This window comes from Streptomyces sp. NPDC008092, assembly GCF_042957285.1.
Taxonomy (GTDB): domain Bacteria; phylum Actinomycetota; class Actinomycetes; order Streptomycetales; family Streptomycetaceae; genus Streptomyces.
The window spans coordinates 186,869-204,282 of the sequence record NZ_JBIBHY010000001.1 but is presented as its reverse complement, the minus strand read 5'-3'; the positions used below and the strand labels follow the sequence as shown (position 1 = coordinate 204,282).

Here is a 17,414-nt window from a genome sequence, read left to right as displayed (position 1 = left end):
CCCAGGAGGTGACGACCATGGCCACGACCACGACACTCGCCAAGGCCGACGAGTCGGTCGAGTACGCGGCACGCCTTGAGCATGTCTCGAAGTCCTTCGCGACTCCGGGCGGGCAGCAGCTCGTCCTGGACGACATCACCCTCGATGTCGCGCCGGGTGAGTTCGTCACCCTCCTGGGGGCCTCGGGCTGCGGCAAGTCCACGCTGCTGAACCTGGTGGCGGGGCTCGACAAGCCCACCGCGGGCGCCATCGCGACGGACGGGCGGCCCGCCCTGATGTTCCAGGAGCACGCCCTGTTCCCGTGGCTGACCGCGGGCAAGAACATCGAACTCGCCCTGAAGCTCAGGGGGGTTGCCAAGAACGACCGCCGGGACAAGGCCGAGCAGCTGCTCGAACTGGTCCGGCTGAAGGGCGCGTACGGCAAGCGCGTCCACGAGCTGTCCGGCGGTATGCGCCAGCGGGCCGCCCTGGCCCGCGCGCTCGCCCAGGAGAGCAGACTGCTGCTGATGGACGAGCCGTTCTCGGCCCTGGACGCCATCACCCGCGACGTCCTGCACGACGAGCTGACCCGGATCTGGGAGGAGACCGGCGTCTCCGTCCTGTTCGTCACGCACAACGTGCGCGAGGCGGTACGGCTCGCCCAGCGGGTGATCCTGCTGTCGTCCCGGCCGGGCCGGATAGCCCGCGAGTGGGAGGTCGGCATACCGCAGCCGCGCCGCATCGAGGACGCGCCCGTGGCCGAACTGTCCCTTGAGATCACCGATGTACTGCGTGGGGAGATCCGCCGCCATGGCCAGCACTGAGACGACGCCGGCCAAGGACGCCGGAAGTGTCGAGGCCGGCCTCGACGCCCTGGAGACGACGGCCACCAGCCGCCCGACCCTCCGCCAGACCTTCACCAGCAAGATCCTGCCGCCGATCATCGCCCTCGCGGTGGTCCTCGTGGTCTGGACGCTGCTCGTCCCGGTCGTCGACGACCCGTCCAAGCTGCCCTCCCCGGCCGCGGTGGGCGACACCTTCAAGGACGCCTGGCTCAAGGGCGACCTGCTCGGCTACATCTGGACCAGCGTCAGCCGCGGCCTGCTCGGCTTCCTCTTCGCGCTCCTCATCGGCACCCCGCTGGGGCTGCTGGTGGCGCGGGTGAGGTTCGTGCGCGCGGCGATCGGCCCGATCCTGTCCGGTCTCCAGTCGCTGCCGTCGGTGGCGTGGGTGCCGCCGGCCGTGATCTGGCTGGGCCTGAACAACTCGATGATGTACGCCGTGATCCTGCTCGGCGCGGTCCCCTCCATCGCCAACGGCCTGGTGTCCGGCGTCGACCAGGTGCCGCCGCTGTTCCTGCGGGCCGGGCGCACCATGGGCGCGACCGGCGTCAAGGGCATCTGGCACGTCGTGCTGCCGGCCGCCATGCCCGGCTATGTGGCGGGCCTGAAGCAGGGCTGGGCGTTCTCCTGGCGCTCGCTGATGGCGGCGGAGATCATCGCGAGCTTCCCGGACCTCGGCGTGGGTCTCGGCCAGCTCCTGGAGAACGCGCGCACCGCCAGCGACATGGCCATGGTGTTCGAGGCCATCATCCTGATCCTGTTCGTCGGCATCGCGATCGACCTGCTGATCTTCAGTCCGCTGGAGCGGTGGGTGCTGCGCAGCCGAGGTCTGCTGGTGAAGAGCTGAGGTCCATGCGTACGAAGCCCGTTCTCCTCGTCATCGCCCACGGCAGCCGCGACCCGCGGCACGCCGCGACCGTCCACGCCCTGGTGCGCCGGGTACGGTCGCTGCGGCCCGGGCTGCGCGTGGAGACGGGCTTCCTGGACTTCAACATCCCGTCGGTGCACGGGGTGCTGGAGTCGCTGGCGGCGGAGGGCGTCCGGGACGTCGTGGCCCTGCCCCTGCTGCTGACGCGCGCGTTCCACGCGAAGGCGGACATCCCGGCGGTGCTGCGGGACGCGCCGCCGCAGCTGCGGATCCGGCAGGCGGAGGTGCTGGGCCCGTCCCCGCTGCTCGTGTCGGCCCTGGAGCGGCGGCTGTACGAGGCGGGGCTGACCCCCGCCGACAAGGCCTCGACCGGGGTCGTGCTGGCCTCGGCGGGCTCCTCCGACCCGGAGGCGATCGCGGTGATCGCGGACATCGCGCGGGAGTGGCGGCGCACCGGTTGGCTCGCCGTGCGGCCCGCGTTCGCCTCCGCAGCCCTGCCCCGCACCGAGGAAGCGGTCCGGGAACTGCGGGAACTGGGCTGTGCCCGGGTGGCCGTGGCCCCGTACGTCCTCGCTCCCGGCTTCCTGCCGGACCGGATCGCGCGGGGCGCGGCAGAGGCGGACGTGCTGGCCGAGGTGCTCGGCCCGGCACCGGAGGTGGCGCGGGTCCTGCTGGAGCGGTACGACGCGGCGCGCACCCCGGCCCTGGCGGCCGTGGGGGCCTGAGCGACGGGCCCGGTGTTCGCGGTCCGGCGCTCCCCTGTCCGTCGGACCGCGAACAAGCCGGCCCGCGCGGGCTCTCGCGAGCGCCGCGCCGTGGCCGGCACACCTACTTCTGCGCCGCGTCCGGCGAACGCGTCACACCAGGGACTGCACCGGTTCGCGCGAACCCCCGCGCCGCTGGGGTTGCTCGCGCAGTTCCCCGCGCCCCTGAAGGGGCGCGGGGAACTGCGCGAGCAGCCACGACGGCGCGGCACGTGACCAGCTCCCTGTCTCAGCCAGTTGTGGAGGCGGCCTCACCGGCGAGCCGGACGAGTTCCCCGAACGGCATCGAGCCGGGTGCCCGGCGCTCGCGTGCGAAGGTGTTGGCGAGATGCTGCAGGAGGTCGTTGAGCGGGGTGGGCACGCCGTGCAGGCGGCCCAGCAGGGCGATCTCGCCGTTCAGGTAGTCGGCCTCGATGGTGCCGGTGCCGCGGCTGAGGGACTGCCAGGAGGAGCCGCCGCCGCGCGGGGCGCCCGCCAGCGGGACCAGGTCGACCTTGTGGCCGCGCACCTTCCGCTGCTCCTCGACGCTCGCGTAGCCGATCCCGGCGGCGTCGAGCACGGCCCGGCCCTCGGCACGCACTCGGGCGAACAGCGCCGCGGTCTCCTCGTCGGCGACGGACCCGGCGACCGCCTCCAGGGCGTTGCCGAGGTTGGAGAGGAGCTTGGCGTACTGCCAGCGCGCCACGTCGGGCACGACCGGCGCCTCGAAGCGGGACTTCTCCAGGTCGGCGGCGACCAGCCGGGCCGTCGCGTCGGTGCCGTGGGGGTGGCGGCCCAGGTGCAGGATGCCGGTGAGCGGGGCGCCGCCCGCGGAGACGACGCCGGGTTCGACGAAGGTCGACGGCAGCCAGACGCAGACGCCGTAGACGTGCCGGAAGACGCGCAGGGCGAGGCGCTGGCCCTCCACGCCGTTCTGGGCGCAGAACAGGGGCAGCCGCTGCGCCGCCGTGCCACCGCCCGCGACCGGCGCGGGCCCCCAGGTCTGCAGGGCGGCCACGGTGTCCTGCGTCTTGACGGCGAGGACGAGAACGTCGTCCGCCCGCAGCTCCCCGAGTTCCCCGGGCCCGGTGACGGCCTGGAGCCGGTACGTGTACTCGCCGTCCGGCACCGTCAGCCGCAACCCGCGGTCGCGCAGCGCCGCGTGGTGCGCGCCCCGCGCCACCAGGACGACCTCGTGCCCCGCGCCGGCCAGCCGCCCGCCGATCGCACCGCCGACGGCCCCTGCTCCGATGATGATGTAGCGCATGGGACGAGCCTCGCACAGGCGTCGGCCCCGCCACCGGGGCGGGGCCGGGGGTCACGCGTCCCCGGCCGTGAGCTCCACCAGCTTGACGACGGTGTTCCAGTTCCGGGTGGTGGCGGTCAGCCCCTGGTGGATCCGGGGCCGGGACAGCGCCTCCGCGAGCTTGGAGCGGCCGAGGCCGTCCGGGGCGTACAGGTACAGGGCGCGGTCGCCCAGCCGGAACTCCTCGGGGAGGTGGGCGGCCGGGTCGATGCCGGCGTAGCGCTCCGCGGTGACCGGCGCGGAGAGGTACGTGACGTGCAGTTGCCTGGCCGCCAGTTCGGCGGCCGGGAACGGGCAGGCCTCGACGACCGCCTTCAGGTAGGCGTGGTCGCGGACGAGGACGTCGGCGGAGAAGCCGAACCGCTTCTCGATCGCCTCGGCCAGCTCCGCCGCGAGGGACTCGGTGTCCCCGTGGCCGGCCGTGAAGGCGGCCTGTCCGCTCTGCAGGTAGGTCTGGACGGAGCCGTACCCCAACCCGGTCATGAGCGCGCGCAGTTCGGCCATCGGGAGCTTCTTGTTGCCGCCCACGTTGATCCCGCGGAGCAGCGCCGCATACGTCGTCATTCGAACACCTTAGAACGGCCGTCGTGCCCCGTGGGGGTTGGCACGACGGCCGTGCCGGGCAAGCCGGGCTGCCCGAAACTCTGGCCGATCGGACCGGTCCGGATCAACTCCTACACGCACCTGTGACTTGTTCAACAAGGTTTCGCAATCACAAACGGGATCCGCGTCGTCGGAAGGGACGTCCCTGATCATCACCCCCGAGATGGGTGGATAGATGTAAGGGCCCGACATCCTCCCAGGCGACGAGGGACGGCCGCCGGACTTCACCGGGCAGCACGAGGAGTCGGTCTTGTCCGGCCCATACCTTCGAATCGAACGAAGGAAGTCGTGAAGAGTTCGTGGCGGCCGGGGCCGTCACCGCACACGAGGGGGCATTTCCGTCATGGATCCCGTCATGGGGAACGGAGAGACGCGGGTGCGGGGGCTGGCCGCCCGGGCCGGCGGCTGGAGCGCCCGGCACCGCTGGGCCGCCGTCGGCATATGGGTGCTGTTCGTCGTCCTGGCGATGGGGCTCGGCTCGGCGGCCGGCCGGGTCGACGTCGACGAGAGCGACCAGCTGAAGGGCGAGACCCACACCGCGGCGCGGATCATCGCCGACGCGGGCATCAGGGAACCGGCGAGCGAGACGGTCCTGATCCAGTCGAGGAACCCGTCGGGCAAGGCCACGGACGCCGGGTTCAGGGCCGCCGTCGCCGACGTCATGAAGGCGGTCGACGGCACCGGCAGGGTCACGGACGTCACCTCGCCGTACGTCACCGGGACGATCTCGAAGGACGGCCGCAGCGCGCTCGTCCAGTTCGACATGCGCGGCGACTCCGAGACCGCCGGCGACCGGGTCCAGCCGGTCCTGGACGCGGTGGCCGGGGTGCAGAAGGCGCACGGCACGCTGCGGATCGAGGAGATCGGCGGCGCCAGCATGAACAAGCAGTACTCCGACGCCTTCGGCAAGGACTTCCAGCGGGCCGAGTACTCCGCCGTGCCGGTGGCCTTCGGCATCCTGCTGATCGCCTTCGGCGCCCTGGTGGCCGCCCTGCTGCCGGTGGGTCTGGCGATCACCGCGATCATGGCGACGATGGGCCTGATGGGCCTGGTCAGCCACCTCCAGCCGATGAGCGACACCGCCAACTCCGTGATGCTGCTGGTCGGCATGGCGGTCGGCGTCGACTACTGCCTGTTCTACCTGCGCCGGGAGCGCGAGGAGCGGGAGGCCGGCCGGGACGCGGGCGCCGCGCTCCGCATCGCCGCGGCCACCAGCGGCCGGGCGATCATCGTCTCCGGTGTCACGGTGTGCGTGGCGATGGCGGGCATGCTCTTCACCGGCCTCGCCGAGTTCGAGGCGATGGGCCTCGCCTCGCTGATGGTCGTCGCGGTCGCCATGGTCGGCTCCGTGACCGTGCTGCCCGCGCTGCTCTCCCTGCTGGGCCACCGGGTCGAGAAGGGCCGCCTCCCCTTCCTGCGCCGTCGCAAGCGGGCCGAGGGGCCGTCCGAGAGCCGCTTCTGGACGGCCGTCCTTCGGGGCGTGCTCGCCAAGCCGCTGGTCTCCGTGCTCGTCGCGGTGGGCGCGCTGCTCGCGGTCGCCGCTCCCGCCCTCGGCATGAAGACCTCGCAGCTCACCCTGGACCAGGAGTTCGGGAACTCGCTGCCGATCGTGCAGACCTACGACCGCGTCAACCAGGCCTTCCCGGGCGGCTCCGAGCCCGCCGAGGTGGTCGTCAGGGCGAAGGACATCAACGCCCCCGAGGTCCGGCAGGCGCTGACCGACTTCAAGGAGCGGGCGATCAGCTCGGGCGCCTCGCGCGGCCCGGTCGACATCAAGCTGCACGACGCCCAGAACGTCGCCCTGATCTCCGTGCCGCTGGTCGGCGGCTCCGACCTGGACAAGGCCGGCAAGAGCCTGGAGAAGCTGCGCGACGAGGTACGGCCGGCCACCCTCGGCAAGGTCGCCGGCGTGCAGGCGCCGATCACCGGCAACGTCGCGGGCAACCAGGACTTCAACGACCAGCTGCTCGGCTCGGTCGTCCCGGTCTTCGCCTTCGTGGTCGTCTTCGCCTTCCTCCTGATGCTGCTCTCGTTCCGCTCGCTGACGGTCGCGGTGACCTCGATCGTCCTCAACCTGCTCTCGGTGGGCGCCGCCTACGGCATCCTCGTCGCCGTCTTCCAGCATGGCTGGGGCGCCTCGCTGGTGGGCGCCGAGGGGGTCGGTGCGATCGTCACCTGGCTGCCGCTGTTCCTCTTCGTGATCCTGTTCGGCCTGTCCATGGACTACCACGTGTTCGTGGTCTCCCGGATCCGCGAGGCCCGGCTGCGCGGCCGGTCCACCAAGGACGCGATCCAGCACGGCGTAGTCACCACGGCCGGGGTCGTCACCAGCGCCGCCGTCATCATGGTCGCCGTCTTCGCGATCTTCGGCACGCTGTCCATGCAGTCCATGAAGCAGATGGGCGTCGGCCTGGCGGCCGCGGTCCTGATCGACGCGACGATCATCCGGGGCGTGCTGCTCCCGGCGGTGATGGCACTGCTCGGCGAGCGCAACTGGTACCTGCCGAGCTGGCTGCGCTGGCTCCCGGACCTGACGCACGACGAGTCGCCGGAGGCGGTCGCACCGGCGGCACGGGAAGAGCAGGAGCGGCTGCGCGTCTGAACCGCGCGGTAACGCCCTTCGACACAGGGTCCGTTGGTCTCCGGGGGAGCCAACGGGCCCTGTCTCTTCGGGGCCTCAGCGCTGGTAGCGGGCCAGTACCAGGTTGCCGTCCTTCTCCAGGCGGCGGCGGAGTCCGGCGAGGCCGATGGCGCCGCTGTAGTACTCCTGGAGGGCCGGGGTGGCGACCTTGTCCTTCCACTCGGGTTGACATGCTCCTCGCTCTGAAGGGCGAGGATTCTGGCCTTCCTTGACTGGTCGCTGTGCCGCTACGCGGCACGGTTTCCGGTCGGGAATCCGTGGCTTCCTGTTTCTTCACGCTGTGCCAGGATCACTCCTGGTCTTACCGGCGCTCCGCAGGCCGATACCGCCAGTCCAGCGGCCTGTTTGACGTTGAGTGCGGCATTATGGTCCCGGTCGTGGACGGTGCCGCAGGCGGTACAGGTCCACTCCCGCACGTGCAGGGGTTTGGGTCCGTCCACGGCGCCGCACGTGGAGCAGGTCTGGGAGGTCGGTGTGAACCGGCCGATCCTGACCAGGGTACGGCCGTAACGCTCTGCCTTGTACTCCAGCATGCCGATGAACGAAGACCATCCGGCGTCGTGCACGGACTTGGCCAGCTTCGTGCGGGCCAGAGCCTTCACCGACAGATCCTCCACGGCGATCCCTTGGTTCTCGGAGATCAGCCTGGTGGAGAGCTGGTGGTGGAACTCACGGCGCGCGTCGGCGACTTCGGCGTGGGCGCGGGCGACCTTCAAACGGGCCTTGGCCCGATTCTTCGATCCCTTCTCCTTGCGGGCCAGCTCCCGCTGGGCCTTCTTCAGTTTCTTCTCCGCGCGGCGCAAGAAGCGCGGGGAGTCGATCTTCGTGCCGTCGGACAGGACCGCGAAGTGGGTGAGGTCGATGCCGATGGTGCGGTCGGTTGCGGGCATGCGCGCTTGGTCGGTGGCGGGGTCGGTGTCGATGACGAAGGAGGCGAAGTATCGTCCGGCCGCGTCCTTGATGACGGTGACGGAGGTGGGGGTGGCGGGCAGAGTGCGGGACCACTTCACCTTCACCGCGCCGATCTTCGGCAGGTTCAGGCGGCCACTGCCGGTGATGTTCCAGCGGGCGTTGGCGGTGAACCGGATCGACTGCCGGGCGTCCTTGCGGGGCTTGAAGCGGGGCGAGCCCAGCTTCGGGCCCTTGCGGGTTCCCCTCTGGGAGGCGAAGAAGTTGCGGTACGCACTCTCGGCGTCCCGCAGGGACTGCTGGAGCACCACCGCGGACACCTCTCCCAGCCAGCACCGCGAGGCGGTCTTCTTCGCCTCGGTGATCAGTTTCCGGGACAGCTCGCCCGCCGTGAGGAACGCCTGTCCGGCCTTGCGGGCGTCCTCACGGGCGCGGACCGCGTCGTTGAACACGACGCGGGCGCACCCGAACGCCCTGGCCAGCGCGGCCTGCTGAGCGGCATCGGGGTACAACCTGAAGGCGTACCGGAGCTGCATGACGATCACATTAGGCACATCGAACCCACGTCGTCACTGGGAACATGCGAGCGACCCGTCACCGTCACGAAGCAGGGTCCGGCTGCGCCGGAACGCCACCGCGACGCTCCGCGCCGCGACCACAGGTGAATCCCGGTAGCCACGCACCGTCTGGGCGGGGCCGGGCTGAGGCGGGCGGCGAGTGCGGTACCGGTGGCCCAGCTGTACTCGCCGCCCGCCCGTCCGACAGGGCCGCCGTGATCCTCACGCCCCGGTCGATACCGATGGCCTCGCCCGTGCCGGGCTTCTCGACCGGGTCGGGGACGACCGGGAACGCGATGTGCCACTGACCGTTGCGACAGGTGACCCAGAACGTCTTCGCAGCGGGAAGCCACGCACCCTTGCCCCGGGCGCTGAGGCGGAAACGGAACCAGCCGCAGCCGGGCACCTTGACCCGCGCCCACCGCCGGTTCAACCTCTGCACCACGACCGAGCGGCCCAATGACCTGCCTGCCCCTGGCGTTCAGCTTCGGGCTGCCGTCCGGCTCGAACTCCGGGACACGGCCGGTACCGACGGCCCTGAAGCCCTCGTGCACATGCTTACTGCGTCAGGACGGCTCACCAAAACCGGACGTGAAGCGAGCGCTCTTGGCGTTGGCAAAGTCCTTCAGCGCCTGCTACTGCGCATCCGCGTTCCCAGCGGCCAGCCACTCATTGTCCCGCCGGGCCTCGGTGAGTCGGCGGCACTGCTCCGCGAAACCGGGCGCCGTCTCGCGGCCCGGCCTCCAGTGCCCGTGCTGCTCGACAGCCAGGTTCCAGACGTACCGGGCGTGCGCGCAGTGCAGAAGCATCTGCTCCGCCTGCGCGGGCGTCGGGTACATCCGACAACGTGCCATGCCGCGAACCCAGCCACCACGTTCCCCACCCGCGCACACCATCGACCAACCGCACCCAAGTGAGAGACCACTCCCGCCTACTGACCCGGCCGACCACCAGCCACCAGATGCTCGGCTCCCTGTCACCACCTCCTGTGCGAGGCCACCCTTTGCACCATGGGCGGCGACGCCGAATCGCCCCGACGGCGATTCGGTCTCTTCTGCCCCGCTTGGCGGGAGCGGGCATTCACCCCGGCCGTGAAGGACCGGGCACCCTGCCCGAGAGCAAGGTGGATGCGAAACTGGCCGCCTGGCGACGGAGAGTCGGCGCCGTGTGCACCCGCACAGCCGCGGGTGCGCGGGCGTCGGCGACGGACACGGAGGCGGACGATGGACGAGGCAAGGGCGCGGGACGTACTGGCCGCGGCGGGGGTACTGCCCGGTGCGGCGGCCGGCGCCGCGCTCCTGGCCCTGGGCGAGAACGCGGTGTTCGCCGCCGGTGACCTGGTGGTGAAGGTCGGCCGGGACGCCGAACTCCTCGACCGGGCCCGGCGGGAGCTGGAGATCGCCGGGTGGCTGGCGGAGGCGGGCGTGCCGGCCGTACGGGCCGCCGAGCCGAAGGCGCTGCTCGTCGACGGCCACCCGGTCACGGTCTGGCACCGGCTGCCGGATCCGGTACGGGCGGCCGAGCCGCGGGATCTGGCCGAACTGCTGCGGATCGTGCACGCACTGCCGTCACCTCCCTTCGGGCTGCCGCCCCGCGAGCTGCTGGGCGGCGTGGAGCGCTGGCTGCGGCTGGCCGGCGACGCGATCGCCCCCGCCGACGCGGCCTACCTCCGTGAGCGCCGGGACGGCTTCGCGGCGGCCGCGGCCGCGCTGACGCCCCGCCTGACGCCGGGGCCGATCCACGGGGACGCCCTGCCCCGCAACGTGCACGTCGGCCCGGACGGGCCGGTCCTGGTCGACCTGGAGACCTTCTCCGCGGACCTGCGCGAGCACGACCTGGTGGTGATGGCCCTGTCCCGGGACCGGTACGGGATGCCCACCGAGGCCTACGACTCGTTCGTCACGGCCTACGGGTGGGACGTACGCGAGTGGGAGGGTTGCGGAGTGCTGCGCGGGGCCCGGGAGACGGCCAGCTGCGCATGGGTAGCCCAGCACGCACCGACCAACCCGAAGGCACTGGCGGAGTTCGAACGCCGGGTGGCGTCACTACGCGAGGGCGACGAGTCGGTGCGCTGGTATCCCTTCTGAGAAGCGCCCGCCGAGGAGCGCTCCAAAGGGGCGCTGGGGGTACCCCCGGCCGAAGGCTGGGGGAGGAACTGCGCGACCAGCCCCCACCGGCCCGCGGCACTCGAACCGCGTAACCAGCGGAACGCTCAGACGGCTTCGGCCAGCTCCCGCAACGGCCATGCCCCGTCCACCACCGCGTCGGCCTCCCCCTTGCGCCGCAGGAACTGCTGGAAGTCCGCGGCCCACTCCGCGTACCACTCCACCTGCCGCCGGTGCAGCTCCGCCGGACCGAGCGCCGCGATCTTCGGGTGCCGCTCGGCTATCGCGCCGGCGAGGCGCGCCGCGGCGAGCGCGTCGGCCGAGGCGTTGTGGGCGGCGACGAGGGTGATGCCGTACTCGGCGCAGACCGCTTCGAGGTTGCGCTTGCCGCGGCGGTAGCGGTCGACCCAGCGGTCGATGGTGTACGGGTCGACGACCGGCCCGGGTTCGAGGCCGCCGAGGCGGTCGGAGAGGGACGGCAGTCCGTGCCGGCGCAGTTCCGCCGAGAGCAGGGTGAGGTCGAAGGTCGCGTTGTAGGCGACGACCGGGACGCCGGTCTTCCAGTAGCCGGTGAGGACGTCCGCGAGGGCGTCCGCGACCTGGTCGGCCGGTCTGCCCTCCGCCGCCGCCCGCTCGTTGCTGATGCCGTGCACCGCCACCGCGTCGGCCGGGATCTCCACGCCCGGATCCGCCAGCCACTCGCGGCGGCCCAGTTCCTGCCCGGCCCTGACCTCGATCACGGCTCCCGTGACGATCCGTGCCTCGCGCGGATCGGTACCCGTCGTCTCCAGGTCGAAGCCGATCAGGAGCTCCTGGTGCCAGCCCATGGGCGGCCCCCCTTCTTGGTGGTGCTTTCCCCCAGTGGTCTCCACCCTCGCATGCCCCACTGACAATCAGAGGACCGCGTTCCGCTTTCCGGCGCGTCCCCGTCGCGCACGCGTCAGGACACCGGGCGCGAATCCGCCCAAGCCGTCTCGAACTCCTCGCGGTAGGTCGGAAAGAGTCCCGGTTCCACCACGTCGTCCGACTTGACCACCTTGCTGCCGTTGCGCAGCACCAGCACCGGCGACTCCATCCCCCGCGCCCCGCGCAGATAGGACTGGATGATCGCGACCCCGTCGGCACCGTCCCCGTCCACCAGGTAGGCGGAGAAGCGCGGGGTGTCGTCGTACACCTGGATCTCGAAGGCGCCCGGATCGCGCAGTCGCGACCGGACCCGGCGCATGTGGAGGATGTTCATCTCGACCGAGCGGCCCAGTTCGCCCCGTTTCATCCCGAGTTCGCGCTCGCGGCGCTTGACCGCGCTGGAGGCGGGGTTGAGGAAGAGGAGACGGACCCGGCAGCCGGTCTCGGCGAGGCGGACCAGGCGGCGGCCGGAGAAGTTCTGCACGAGCAGGTTGAGGCCGATGCCGATGGCGTCCAGGCGGCGGGCGCCGCCGAAGAGGTCCTCGGCCGGGAACTGGCGCATCAGGCGGACCCGGTCGGGGTGGACGGCCACGACGTCCGCGTAGCGGTCGCCGACCAGGTCCTCCACCGCGTCCACCGGCAGCCGGCGCGCCGAGGGCACGTCGCCGCCCGCGCCGAGCATCTCCAGGAGCCGGGCGGAGGCGCGCTCGGCCTGGTCCAGGACGGCCCCGGACAGCGCCCGGTTGCGGGAGACGATGTTGCGGGTCACCTCCAGCTCGTCCAGGGCGAGTTCGACGTCCCGGCGCTCGTCGAAGTACGGCTCGAAGCACGGCCAGTGCTGCACCATCAGCTCGCGCAGCTGGGGCAGGGTGAGGAAGCTGAGCACGTTGTCGTCGGCCGGGTCGAGCAGGTACCCCTTGCGGCGGCTGACCTCGCGCACGGCGACCGCGCGCTGGACCCACTCCTGGCCGGCCGGACCGGCCGCGGCGACCACCCACTCGTCGCCGTGGACGGGTTCGTAGATGGGCCGCAGCACGGCGGCCACGACCGTGCGCATCCGCTGCTCGACGAGGTTCAGCCAGATGTAGGCCCGGCCGGCCCGCTGGGCGCGCGTACGCACCTCCAGCCAGGCGTCGGCGTCCCACTCCAGCTCCGGCCCGATGGAGCCCGTGGCGTCCATCGGCCGGGCCAGGGACACCGCGCCGGGCGGGACGTCTGTGGAGTTCCCCTCGTGACCCTCGTCACCAGGGGGCAGCTCCAGGCCTCCCGAGCCCACCCGTGCACCGCCTTCCGCTCCCCCGAGCTCTCCCTGTGCCAACGATCAAGGAAGGGTACTCCGGGAGTGGTCGGCGGTGCAGCCGGATGGACAGGTCGTTTCTCAACTACCGTTTCCGGGCTGTCCGTTCTGATCAGCAAGGGCGGCCGGAGTGAGCGGATTCATAGCGGTGACGTCACGCGGGGCGATGGAGAAGCCCTGCCAGTGCACCGGCATCGGCTGCTGGTCCTCGTCGCGCGCGATGTGGTGGAAGCCGACGTTCACCCAGACCACGGGGTTGGTGAGGGTCTGCCCGTTCACGAACTTGTCGACGGTCTTGGGGTGACCGGTCGCGCAGCCCGGGTTGTTGCTGGCGAACTGCTCGCACTTGTCGTACTGGGTGAAGTAGACGTCGTGCGAAGTGAACGGGTGGCCCGGGTACTTGTTGCTGGCGCCCTGGACGATCTCGTACGACCGGGCGTGCCCGTCCTTGTTCTTGCCGGCCGTGCTGACCACCCGCCACCAGCGCATGTTCTTGGCGTCGCCGGCGAGTTCCTTGGTGACGTCGGTGCGGGTGGTCTTGTTGGTGGGCGCCTCCTGGCCGTGCACGGGCGCGCTGACCGCCGAGTCGTACTGTTCGATGCGGCTCTTGGAGGAGCCGTCGAGGTCGAAGTCCAGCTTCCAGAAGACGTTGTGGCTGTGGCTGGTGGCGTAGGCGTGGGCGCCCTTGCCGATCGGCCAGCCGCGGCCGTCCCCGGCGTCGTAGTCGCCCGGCGAGAGGCTGCCGGTGGCGCCGACGTTCATGTTGATCGTGCCGTCGTCCTGGAACCGCCACTCGGTCATGTACTCGTACCAGCCGACCTTGTTGACGGTGTAGATCAGCAGGTCCTTGCCCTGTGCCTGGTACACCTTGTTGCCGGTGTCGGCCTGCATCCGGTACGCGTGACCGCGCGAACGGGTGGTGGTGCACAGGCCGTTGACATTGGGGTGGGCCGGGTCCCAGGCCTCCGGAACCTTGACGGTCTTGATGGTGCCGCCGGGGCACTCGGCCGAGTCGAGCGGCACCAGGCCCTGGGCGAAGCCGAAGCCGGTCAGGTCGTCGTACTCGACGCTGCCGTCGTCGTAGGGGACGTCGATCTGGGCGAGGCGGGCGCTGGAGAGCACCTTGATGGGGGCCGACTCGCCCTTGGGCTGGTAGGAGATGTGCTCCAGGACCAGCCCGGCCTTGCTGTCGTAGCGCCAGCACATCCGCCAGGTGGTGCCGGTGGAGAGCTTCTGCTCGATGCGGTAGGCGGCGGAGCAGTCGGCGGCGGCCGCGGCGGCCCGCTTCGGCTGGGCGACGGCGGGCCCGGCCGCGGTGGTCACGCCGGCGGCCAGCGCGGCCGCGGACAGGCCGACGGCGGCCGTCCTGCGGGCACGGCGGATTCTGTTCGGGTGCATGACGAAGTGACTCCTGGTACGGGAGATGCAGGGCGGAAGGGTGAACGAAGGGGCCGGCTCAGCTGCCGAGCTTGACGACCTTGCGCGCGCTCAGGTCGACGATGAGCGACCTGGCGTCGATCCACGGGCCGTTCTTGACCTTCGGGAAGAGCCGCACGCAGCGGTGTTCGCCGCACTTGTCGAGCGCGGCCGGCTGGGCGCCCGGAGTGGCGCGGTAGACCGCGCTGTTGAGCAGCAGCTGCTGTTCCGGGTCGGTCAGCTCGCTGCCGGTGGCGTCCTTGAAGTCCGCCTTCAGGCCGGCGCCGAGCGGGTCGGCGATCAGCAGCTTGAGGGCCTCGACGTTCTCGTCGTGGCTGAGCGGCGGCTGGACGCCCGTGCGGCTGGTGGTCTGCTCCACCTTGCCGGTGTCGAGGTTGACGGTCCGGGTGACGAGGGTGTCGTCCCGGTAGTCGTAGAACGTCACGTCCGCGCGGCGCGGCGCGTTCGTGGCGTCCAGTTCGCTCGCGTCCGGCTCGGCGAGATCGACGCTGAGCCGCTGCGGGCCGCGGCGGCCCTCGACGTTCTCCCCGGCGCTGAACATCTGCTTGGTCAGAGCGAGTTGTTCGACGCGCCTGGTCTCGTCGTCGGTCAGCGGGTCGCTGCCCGTGCCCTTCTTCCCCTCGGCCGGCGCCTGTTCCACCACGCCCGGCTTGACGGCGTCCTGGCCCTGCCCCGCCTGCTGCGCGGCCGCCGCCGCGCTCCCGTCGGCACCTCCCGACTCGTTCGCCCCTGCCGTGCCCGGCAGGGTGATCCCGACCATCACGGCGGTCCCCGCCACCGCCAGTCCCGCACCGGCCACCACCTTGCCCAGATGGCGGTGCACTATCTTGCGCACATCTTCCCCCTACTCCCCCTTGGTCACAGGGAGTACGTGATTGCCCCACTGGTTCGGCACACTTCGCCACATGGGCCGCTGTGTGCACTGGTCGCCGGGTAAGAGGGGTGTAAGTCACATGGGGTTCCATTACTTTCGGGCAGACTCATGACCAAGGCGCCCCCGGGCGCGGGACACACCTGGAAGAGTCGACTTCATGCAGGTCTGGCCTGGAGAGGCATATCCGCTCGGTGCCACGTACGACGGCGCCGGGACCAACTTCGCGGTCTTCACGGAGGCCGCGGACCGAGTGGAGCTGTGTCTGCTGCACGACGACGGCTCCGAGACCGCGGTGGAGCTGCGGGAGAGCGACGCCTTCGTGCGGCACGCCTACCTGCCGGGCGTGATGCCGGGACAGCGGTACGGCTTCCGGGTGCACGGCCCGTACGACCCCGGGCGCGGGCAGCGCTGCAACTCGGCGAAGCTGCTCCTCGACCCGTACGCGAAGGCGATCGGCGGTTCGGTGCGCTGGGGCGAGGAGGTGTACGGCTACCACTTCAGCGACCCCGACAAGCGCAACGACCTGGACTCGGCGCCGCACACCATGACCTCGGTGGTGATCAACCCGTACTTCGACTGGGGCGACGACCGGCGGCCGCGCACCGAGTACCACCACACGGTGATCTACGAGGCCCATGTGAAGGGCCTCACCATGCGCCACCCGGGCCTGCCGGAGGAGCTGCGCGGCACCTACGCGGGCCTGGCCCATCCGGCCGTCATCGACCATCTGACCGCGCTGGGCGTCACGGCCCTGGAGCTGATGCCGGTCCACCAGTTCGTGAACGACCACCGGCTGGTCGACATGGACCTGAACAACTACTGGGGCTACAACACCATCGGCTTCTTCGCCCCGCACAACGCGTACGCCTCCTGGGGCGACCGCGGCCAGCAGGTCCTGGAGTTCAAGTCGGCGGTCCGGGCACTGCACGAGGCCGGGATCGAGGTGATCCTCGACGTGGTCTACAACCACACCGCCGAGGGCAACCACCTCGGCCCGACCCTGTCCTTCCGCGGCCTGGACAACCAGTCGTACTACCGCCTCACCGACGACCCGCGCTACTACATGGACACCACCGGCACCGGCAACTCGCTGCTGATGCGGTCCCCGCACGTCCTCCAGATGATCATGGACTCGCTGCGGTACTGGGTCACCGAGATGCACGTCGACGGCTTCCGCTTCGACCTCGCGGCGACCCTGGCCCGGCAGTTCCACGAGGTGGACCGGCTTTCGTCGTTCTTCGACCTGGTGCAGCAGGACCCGGTGGTCTCCCAGGTCAAGCTGATCGCCGAGCCGTGGGACGTGGGCGAGGGCGGCTACCAGGTGGGCAACTTCCCGCCGCTGTGGACCGAGTGGAACGGCAAGTACCGGGACACCGTGCGCGACCTGTGGCGCGGCGAGCCCCGCGCGCTGGCGGAGTTCGCGTCCCGGCTGACCGGCTCCTCCGACCTGTACCAGGACGACGGCCGCCGCCCGCTGGCCTCCATCAACTTCGTCACCTGCCACGACGGCTTCACCCTGCACGACCTCGTCTCCTACAACGACAAGCACAACCAGGCCAACGGGGAGGACAACCGGGACGGCGAGAGTCACAACCGGTCGTGGAACTGCGGGGTGGAGGGCCACACCGACGACCCCGCGATCCTCGAACTGCGCGAACGGCAGATGCGGAACTTCGTCGCCACGCTGATGCTGTCCCAGGGCGTGCCGATGATCAGCCACGGCGACGAGTTCGCGCGCACCCAGCAGGGCAACAACAACGCGTACTGCCAGGACAACGAGGTGTCCTGGGTGGACTGGCCGGCCCCCGGCGACGAGAGCGACCTGCCGGCCTTCACGCGCGCGATGGCGCGGCTGCGCAAGGAGCACCCGGTCTTCCGGCGCCGCCGCTTCTTCCACGGCCGCCCGGTGGAGGGCACCCACGACGAGCTCTCCGACATCGCCTGGTTCACCCCCGAGGGCCACGAGATGGCCCAGCGCGACTGGGACTCGGCCCAGGCCTCGGCCCTCACGGTCTTCCTCAACGGCAACGCGATCTCGGAGCCGGGCACGCGGGGGCAGCGGATCGCCGACGACTCGTTCCTGCTGATGTTCAACGCGTCGCCGGACCCGCTGGACTTCGTGGTGCCGGTGAACCACGGCCGGCAGTGGGAGGTGGTGGTCGACACCGCGCAGGTGGAGCCGGTGCCACCCGGCCTGAAGGTGGACGGCGGCGAACGCCTGACGTTGGTGGGCCGGAGCCTGACCGTGTTGAAGAGGCCGGCGTAGGGATGCGTGCTCCGACGGGCTGTTGGGCAGGTGCGGACCGGTGGGGGCCGGTCGCGCAGTTCCTCCCCCAGTCTTCGGCCG

Annotated in this window: 14 protein-coding genes; 6 read left to right on the top strand and 8 right to left on the bottom strand. The window is 71.1% G+C overall.

Annotated elements, in window-relative coordinates; translation table 11 throughout:
- The first annotated feature begins 17 nt into the window (after positions 1 to 17).
- The 3 genes from ACFZB3_RS00870 to ACFZB3_RS00860 are packed head-to-tail and all read left to right on the top strand — an operon-like array spanning position 18 to position 2,414.
- Positions 18 to 803, top strand: coding sequence for an ATP-binding cassette domain-containing protein (locus tag ACFZB3_RS00870; protein WP_391367583.1), 786 nt, complete (start codon positions 18 to 20; stop codon positions 801 to 803).
- Positions 790 to 1,668 (top strand): ABC transporter permease subunit, encoded by an 879-nt coding sequence (locus tag ACFZB3_RS00865; protein ID WP_391367581.1) that lies wholly within the window; start codon positions 790 to 792, stop codon positions 1,666 to 1,668. The genes ACFZB3_RS00870 and ACFZB3_RS00865 overlap by 14 nt, the downstream gene beginning before the upstream one ends.
- Positions 1,669 to 1,673: 5 nt before the next feature.
- The gene (locus ACFZB3_RS00860) at positions 1,674 to 2,414 is read left to right on the top strand and encodes a CbiX/SirB N-terminal domain-containing protein (protein WP_391367578.1); all 741 of its coding nucleotides are present in this window, start codon (positions 1,674 to 1,676) and stop codon (positions 2,412 to 2,414) included.
- A 268-nt stretch (positions 2,415 to 2,682) separates the two neighbouring features.
- Here the strand turns inward: ACFZB3_RS00860 and ACFZB3_RS00855 are convergent, their stop codons facing one another.
- Both ACFZB3_RS00855 and ACFZB3_RS00850 read right to left on the bottom strand, forming a co-directional pair.
- Complete coding sequence (locus tag ACFZB3_RS00855; RefSeq protein WP_391367576.1) at positions 2,683 to 3,699, bottom strand: 2-dehydropantoate 2-reductase N-terminal domain-containing protein; 1,017 nt, start codon at positions 3,697 to 3,699, stop codon at positions 2,683 to 2,685.
- 51 nt (positions 3,700 to 3,750) lie between these two features.
- Positions 3,751 to 4,302 carry a DUF1697 domain-containing protein gene (locus tag ACFZB3_RS00850; RefSeq protein WP_391367573.1) on the bottom strand — a complete coding sequence of 184 codons (552 nt, stop codon included), beginning with the start codon at positions 4,300 to 4,302 and terminating at the stop codon, positions 3,751 to 3,753.
- Between the two features lie 394 nt (positions 4,303 to 4,696).
- Between ACFZB3_RS00850 and ACFZB3_RS00845 the strand changes: the two genes are divergently transcribed.
- Complete coding sequence (locus ACFZB3_RS00845; protein WP_391367571.1) at positions 4,697 to 6,943, top strand: MMPL family transporter; 2,247 nt, start codon at positions 4,697 to 4,699, stop codon at positions 6,941 to 6,943.
- A gap of 266 nt (positions 6,944 to 7,209) precedes the next feature.
- Here ACFZB3_RS00845 and ACFZB3_RS00840 read toward each other — a convergent pair whose 3' ends face one another.
- On the bottom strand, positions 7,210 to 8,427 hold the full coding sequence (locus tag ACFZB3_RS00840; protein WP_391367568.1) for an RNA-guided endonuclease TnpB family protein: 1,218 nt from the start codon (positions 8,425 to 8,427) through the stop codon (positions 7,210 to 7,212).
- Positions 8,428 to 9,083: 656 nt separating this feature from the next.
- Positions 9,084 to 9,302, bottom strand: coding sequence for a helix-turn-helix domain-containing protein (locus ACFZB3_RS00835; protein ID WP_391367565.1), 219 nt, complete (start codon positions 9,300 to 9,302; stop codon positions 9,084 to 9,086).
- A 369-nt stretch (positions 9,303 to 9,671) separates the two neighbouring features.
- Here ACFZB3_RS00835 and ACFZB3_RS00830 point away from each other — a divergent pair, with 369 nt between their 5' ends.
- The gene (locus tag ACFZB3_RS00830; RefSeq protein WP_391367562.1) at positions 9,672 to 10,535 is read left to right on the top strand and encodes a phosphotransferase; all 864 of its coding nucleotides are present in this window, start codon (positions 9,672 to 9,674) and stop codon (positions 10,533 to 10,535) included.
- A gap of 125 nt (positions 10,536 to 10,660) precedes the next feature.
- Here the strand turns inward: ACFZB3_RS00830 and ACFZB3_RS00825 are convergent, their stop codons facing one another.
- From ACFZB3_RS00825 to ACFZB3_RS00810, 4 genes are all read right to left on the bottom strand, one after another.
- Positions 10,661 to 11,380, bottom strand: coding sequence for an exonuclease domain-containing protein (locus tag ACFZB3_RS00825; RefSeq protein WP_391367559.1), 720 nt, complete (start codon positions 11,378 to 11,380; stop codon positions 10,661 to 10,663).
- Positions 11,381 to 11,493: 113 nt separating this feature from the next.
- Positions 11,494 to 12,735 (bottom strand): SAV2148 family HEPN domain-containing protein, encoded by a 1,242-nt coding sequence (locus tag ACFZB3_RS00820; RefSeq protein WP_391367557.1) that lies wholly within the window; start codon positions 12,733 to 12,735, stop codon positions 11,494 to 11,496.
- Between the two features lie 102 nt (positions 12,736 to 12,837).
- The gene (locus ACFZB3_RS00815) at positions 12,838 to 14,154 is read right to left on the bottom strand and encodes a copper amine oxidase (protein WP_391367554.1); all 1,317 of its coding nucleotides are present in this window, start codon (positions 14,152 to 14,154) and stop codon (positions 12,838 to 12,840) included.
- Between the two features lie 58 nt (positions 14,155 to 14,212).
- On the bottom strand, positions 14,213 to 15,028 hold the full coding sequence (locus ACFZB3_RS00810; RefSeq protein WP_391367551.1) for a Tat pathway signal sequence domain protein: 816 nt from the start codon (positions 15,026 to 15,028) through the stop codon (positions 14,213 to 14,215).
- A gap of 196 nt (positions 15,029 to 15,224) precedes the next feature.
- Between ACFZB3_RS00810 and glgX the strand changes: the two genes are divergently transcribed.
- Positions 15,225 to 17,333, top strand: a complete 2,109-nt coding sequence (gene glgX / locus ACFZB3_RS00805; protein WP_391367548.1) for a glycogen debranching protein GlgX — start codon at positions 15,225 to 15,227, stop codon at positions 17,331 to 17,333.
- The last annotated feature ends 81 nt before the right edge of the window (positions 17,334 to 17,414 follow it).

What these genes read in the sequence shown, in the direction of transcription:
- ACFZB3_RS00815 (WP_391367554.1), bottom strand. Translation starts at nt 14,154, where the DNA reads ATGCACCCGAACAGAATCCGCCGTGCCCGCAGGACGGCCGCCGTCGGC.
- ACFZB3_RS00845 (WP_391367571.1), top strand. Translation starts at nt 4,697, where the DNA reads ATGGGGAACGGAGAGACGCGGGTGCGGGGGCTGGCCGCCCGGGCCGGC.
- ACFZB3_RS00840 (WP_391367568.1), bottom strand. Translation starts at nt 8,427, where the DNA reads ATGCAGCTCCGGTACGCCTTCAGGTTGTACCCCGATGCCGCTCAGCAG.
- ACFZB3_RS00825 (WP_391367559.1), bottom strand. Translation starts at nt 11,380, where the DNA reads ATGGGCTGGCACCAGGAGCTCCTGATCGGCTTCGACCTGGAGACGACG.
- ACFZB3_RS00870 (WP_391367583.1), top strand. Translation starts at nt 18, where the DNA reads ATGGCCACGACCACGACACTCGCCAAGGCCGACGAGTCGGTCGAGTAC.
- glgX (WP_391367548.1), top strand. Translation starts at nt 15,225, where the DNA reads ATGCAGGTCTGGCCTGGAGAGGCATATCCGCTCGGTGCCACGTACGAC.
- ACFZB3_RS00860 (WP_391367578.1), top strand. Translation starts at nt 1,674, where the DNA reads ATGCGTACGAAGCCCGTTCTCCTCGTCATCGCCCACGGCAGCCGCGAC.
- ACFZB3_RS00835 (WP_391367565.1), bottom strand. Translation starts at nt 9,302, where the DNA reads ATGGCACGTTGTCGGATGTACCCGACGCCCGCGCAGGCGGAGCAGATG.
- ACFZB3_RS00865 (WP_391367581.1), top strand. Translation starts at nt 790, where the DNA reads ATGGCCAGCACTGAGACGACGCCGGCCAAGGACGCCGGAAGTGTCGAG.
- ACFZB3_RS00850 (WP_391367573.1), bottom strand. Translation starts at nt 4,302, where the DNA reads ATGACGACGTATGCGGCGCTGCTCCGCGGGATCAACGTGGGCGGCAAC.
- ACFZB3_RS00830 (WP_391367562.1), top strand. Translation starts at nt 9,672, where the DNA reads ATGGACGAGGCAAGGGCGCGGGACGTACTGGCCGCGGCGGGGGTACTG.
- ACFZB3_RS00855 (WP_391367576.1), bottom strand. Translation starts at nt 3,699, where the DNA reads ATGCGCTACATCATCATCGGAGCAGGGGCCGTCGGCGGTGCGATCGGC.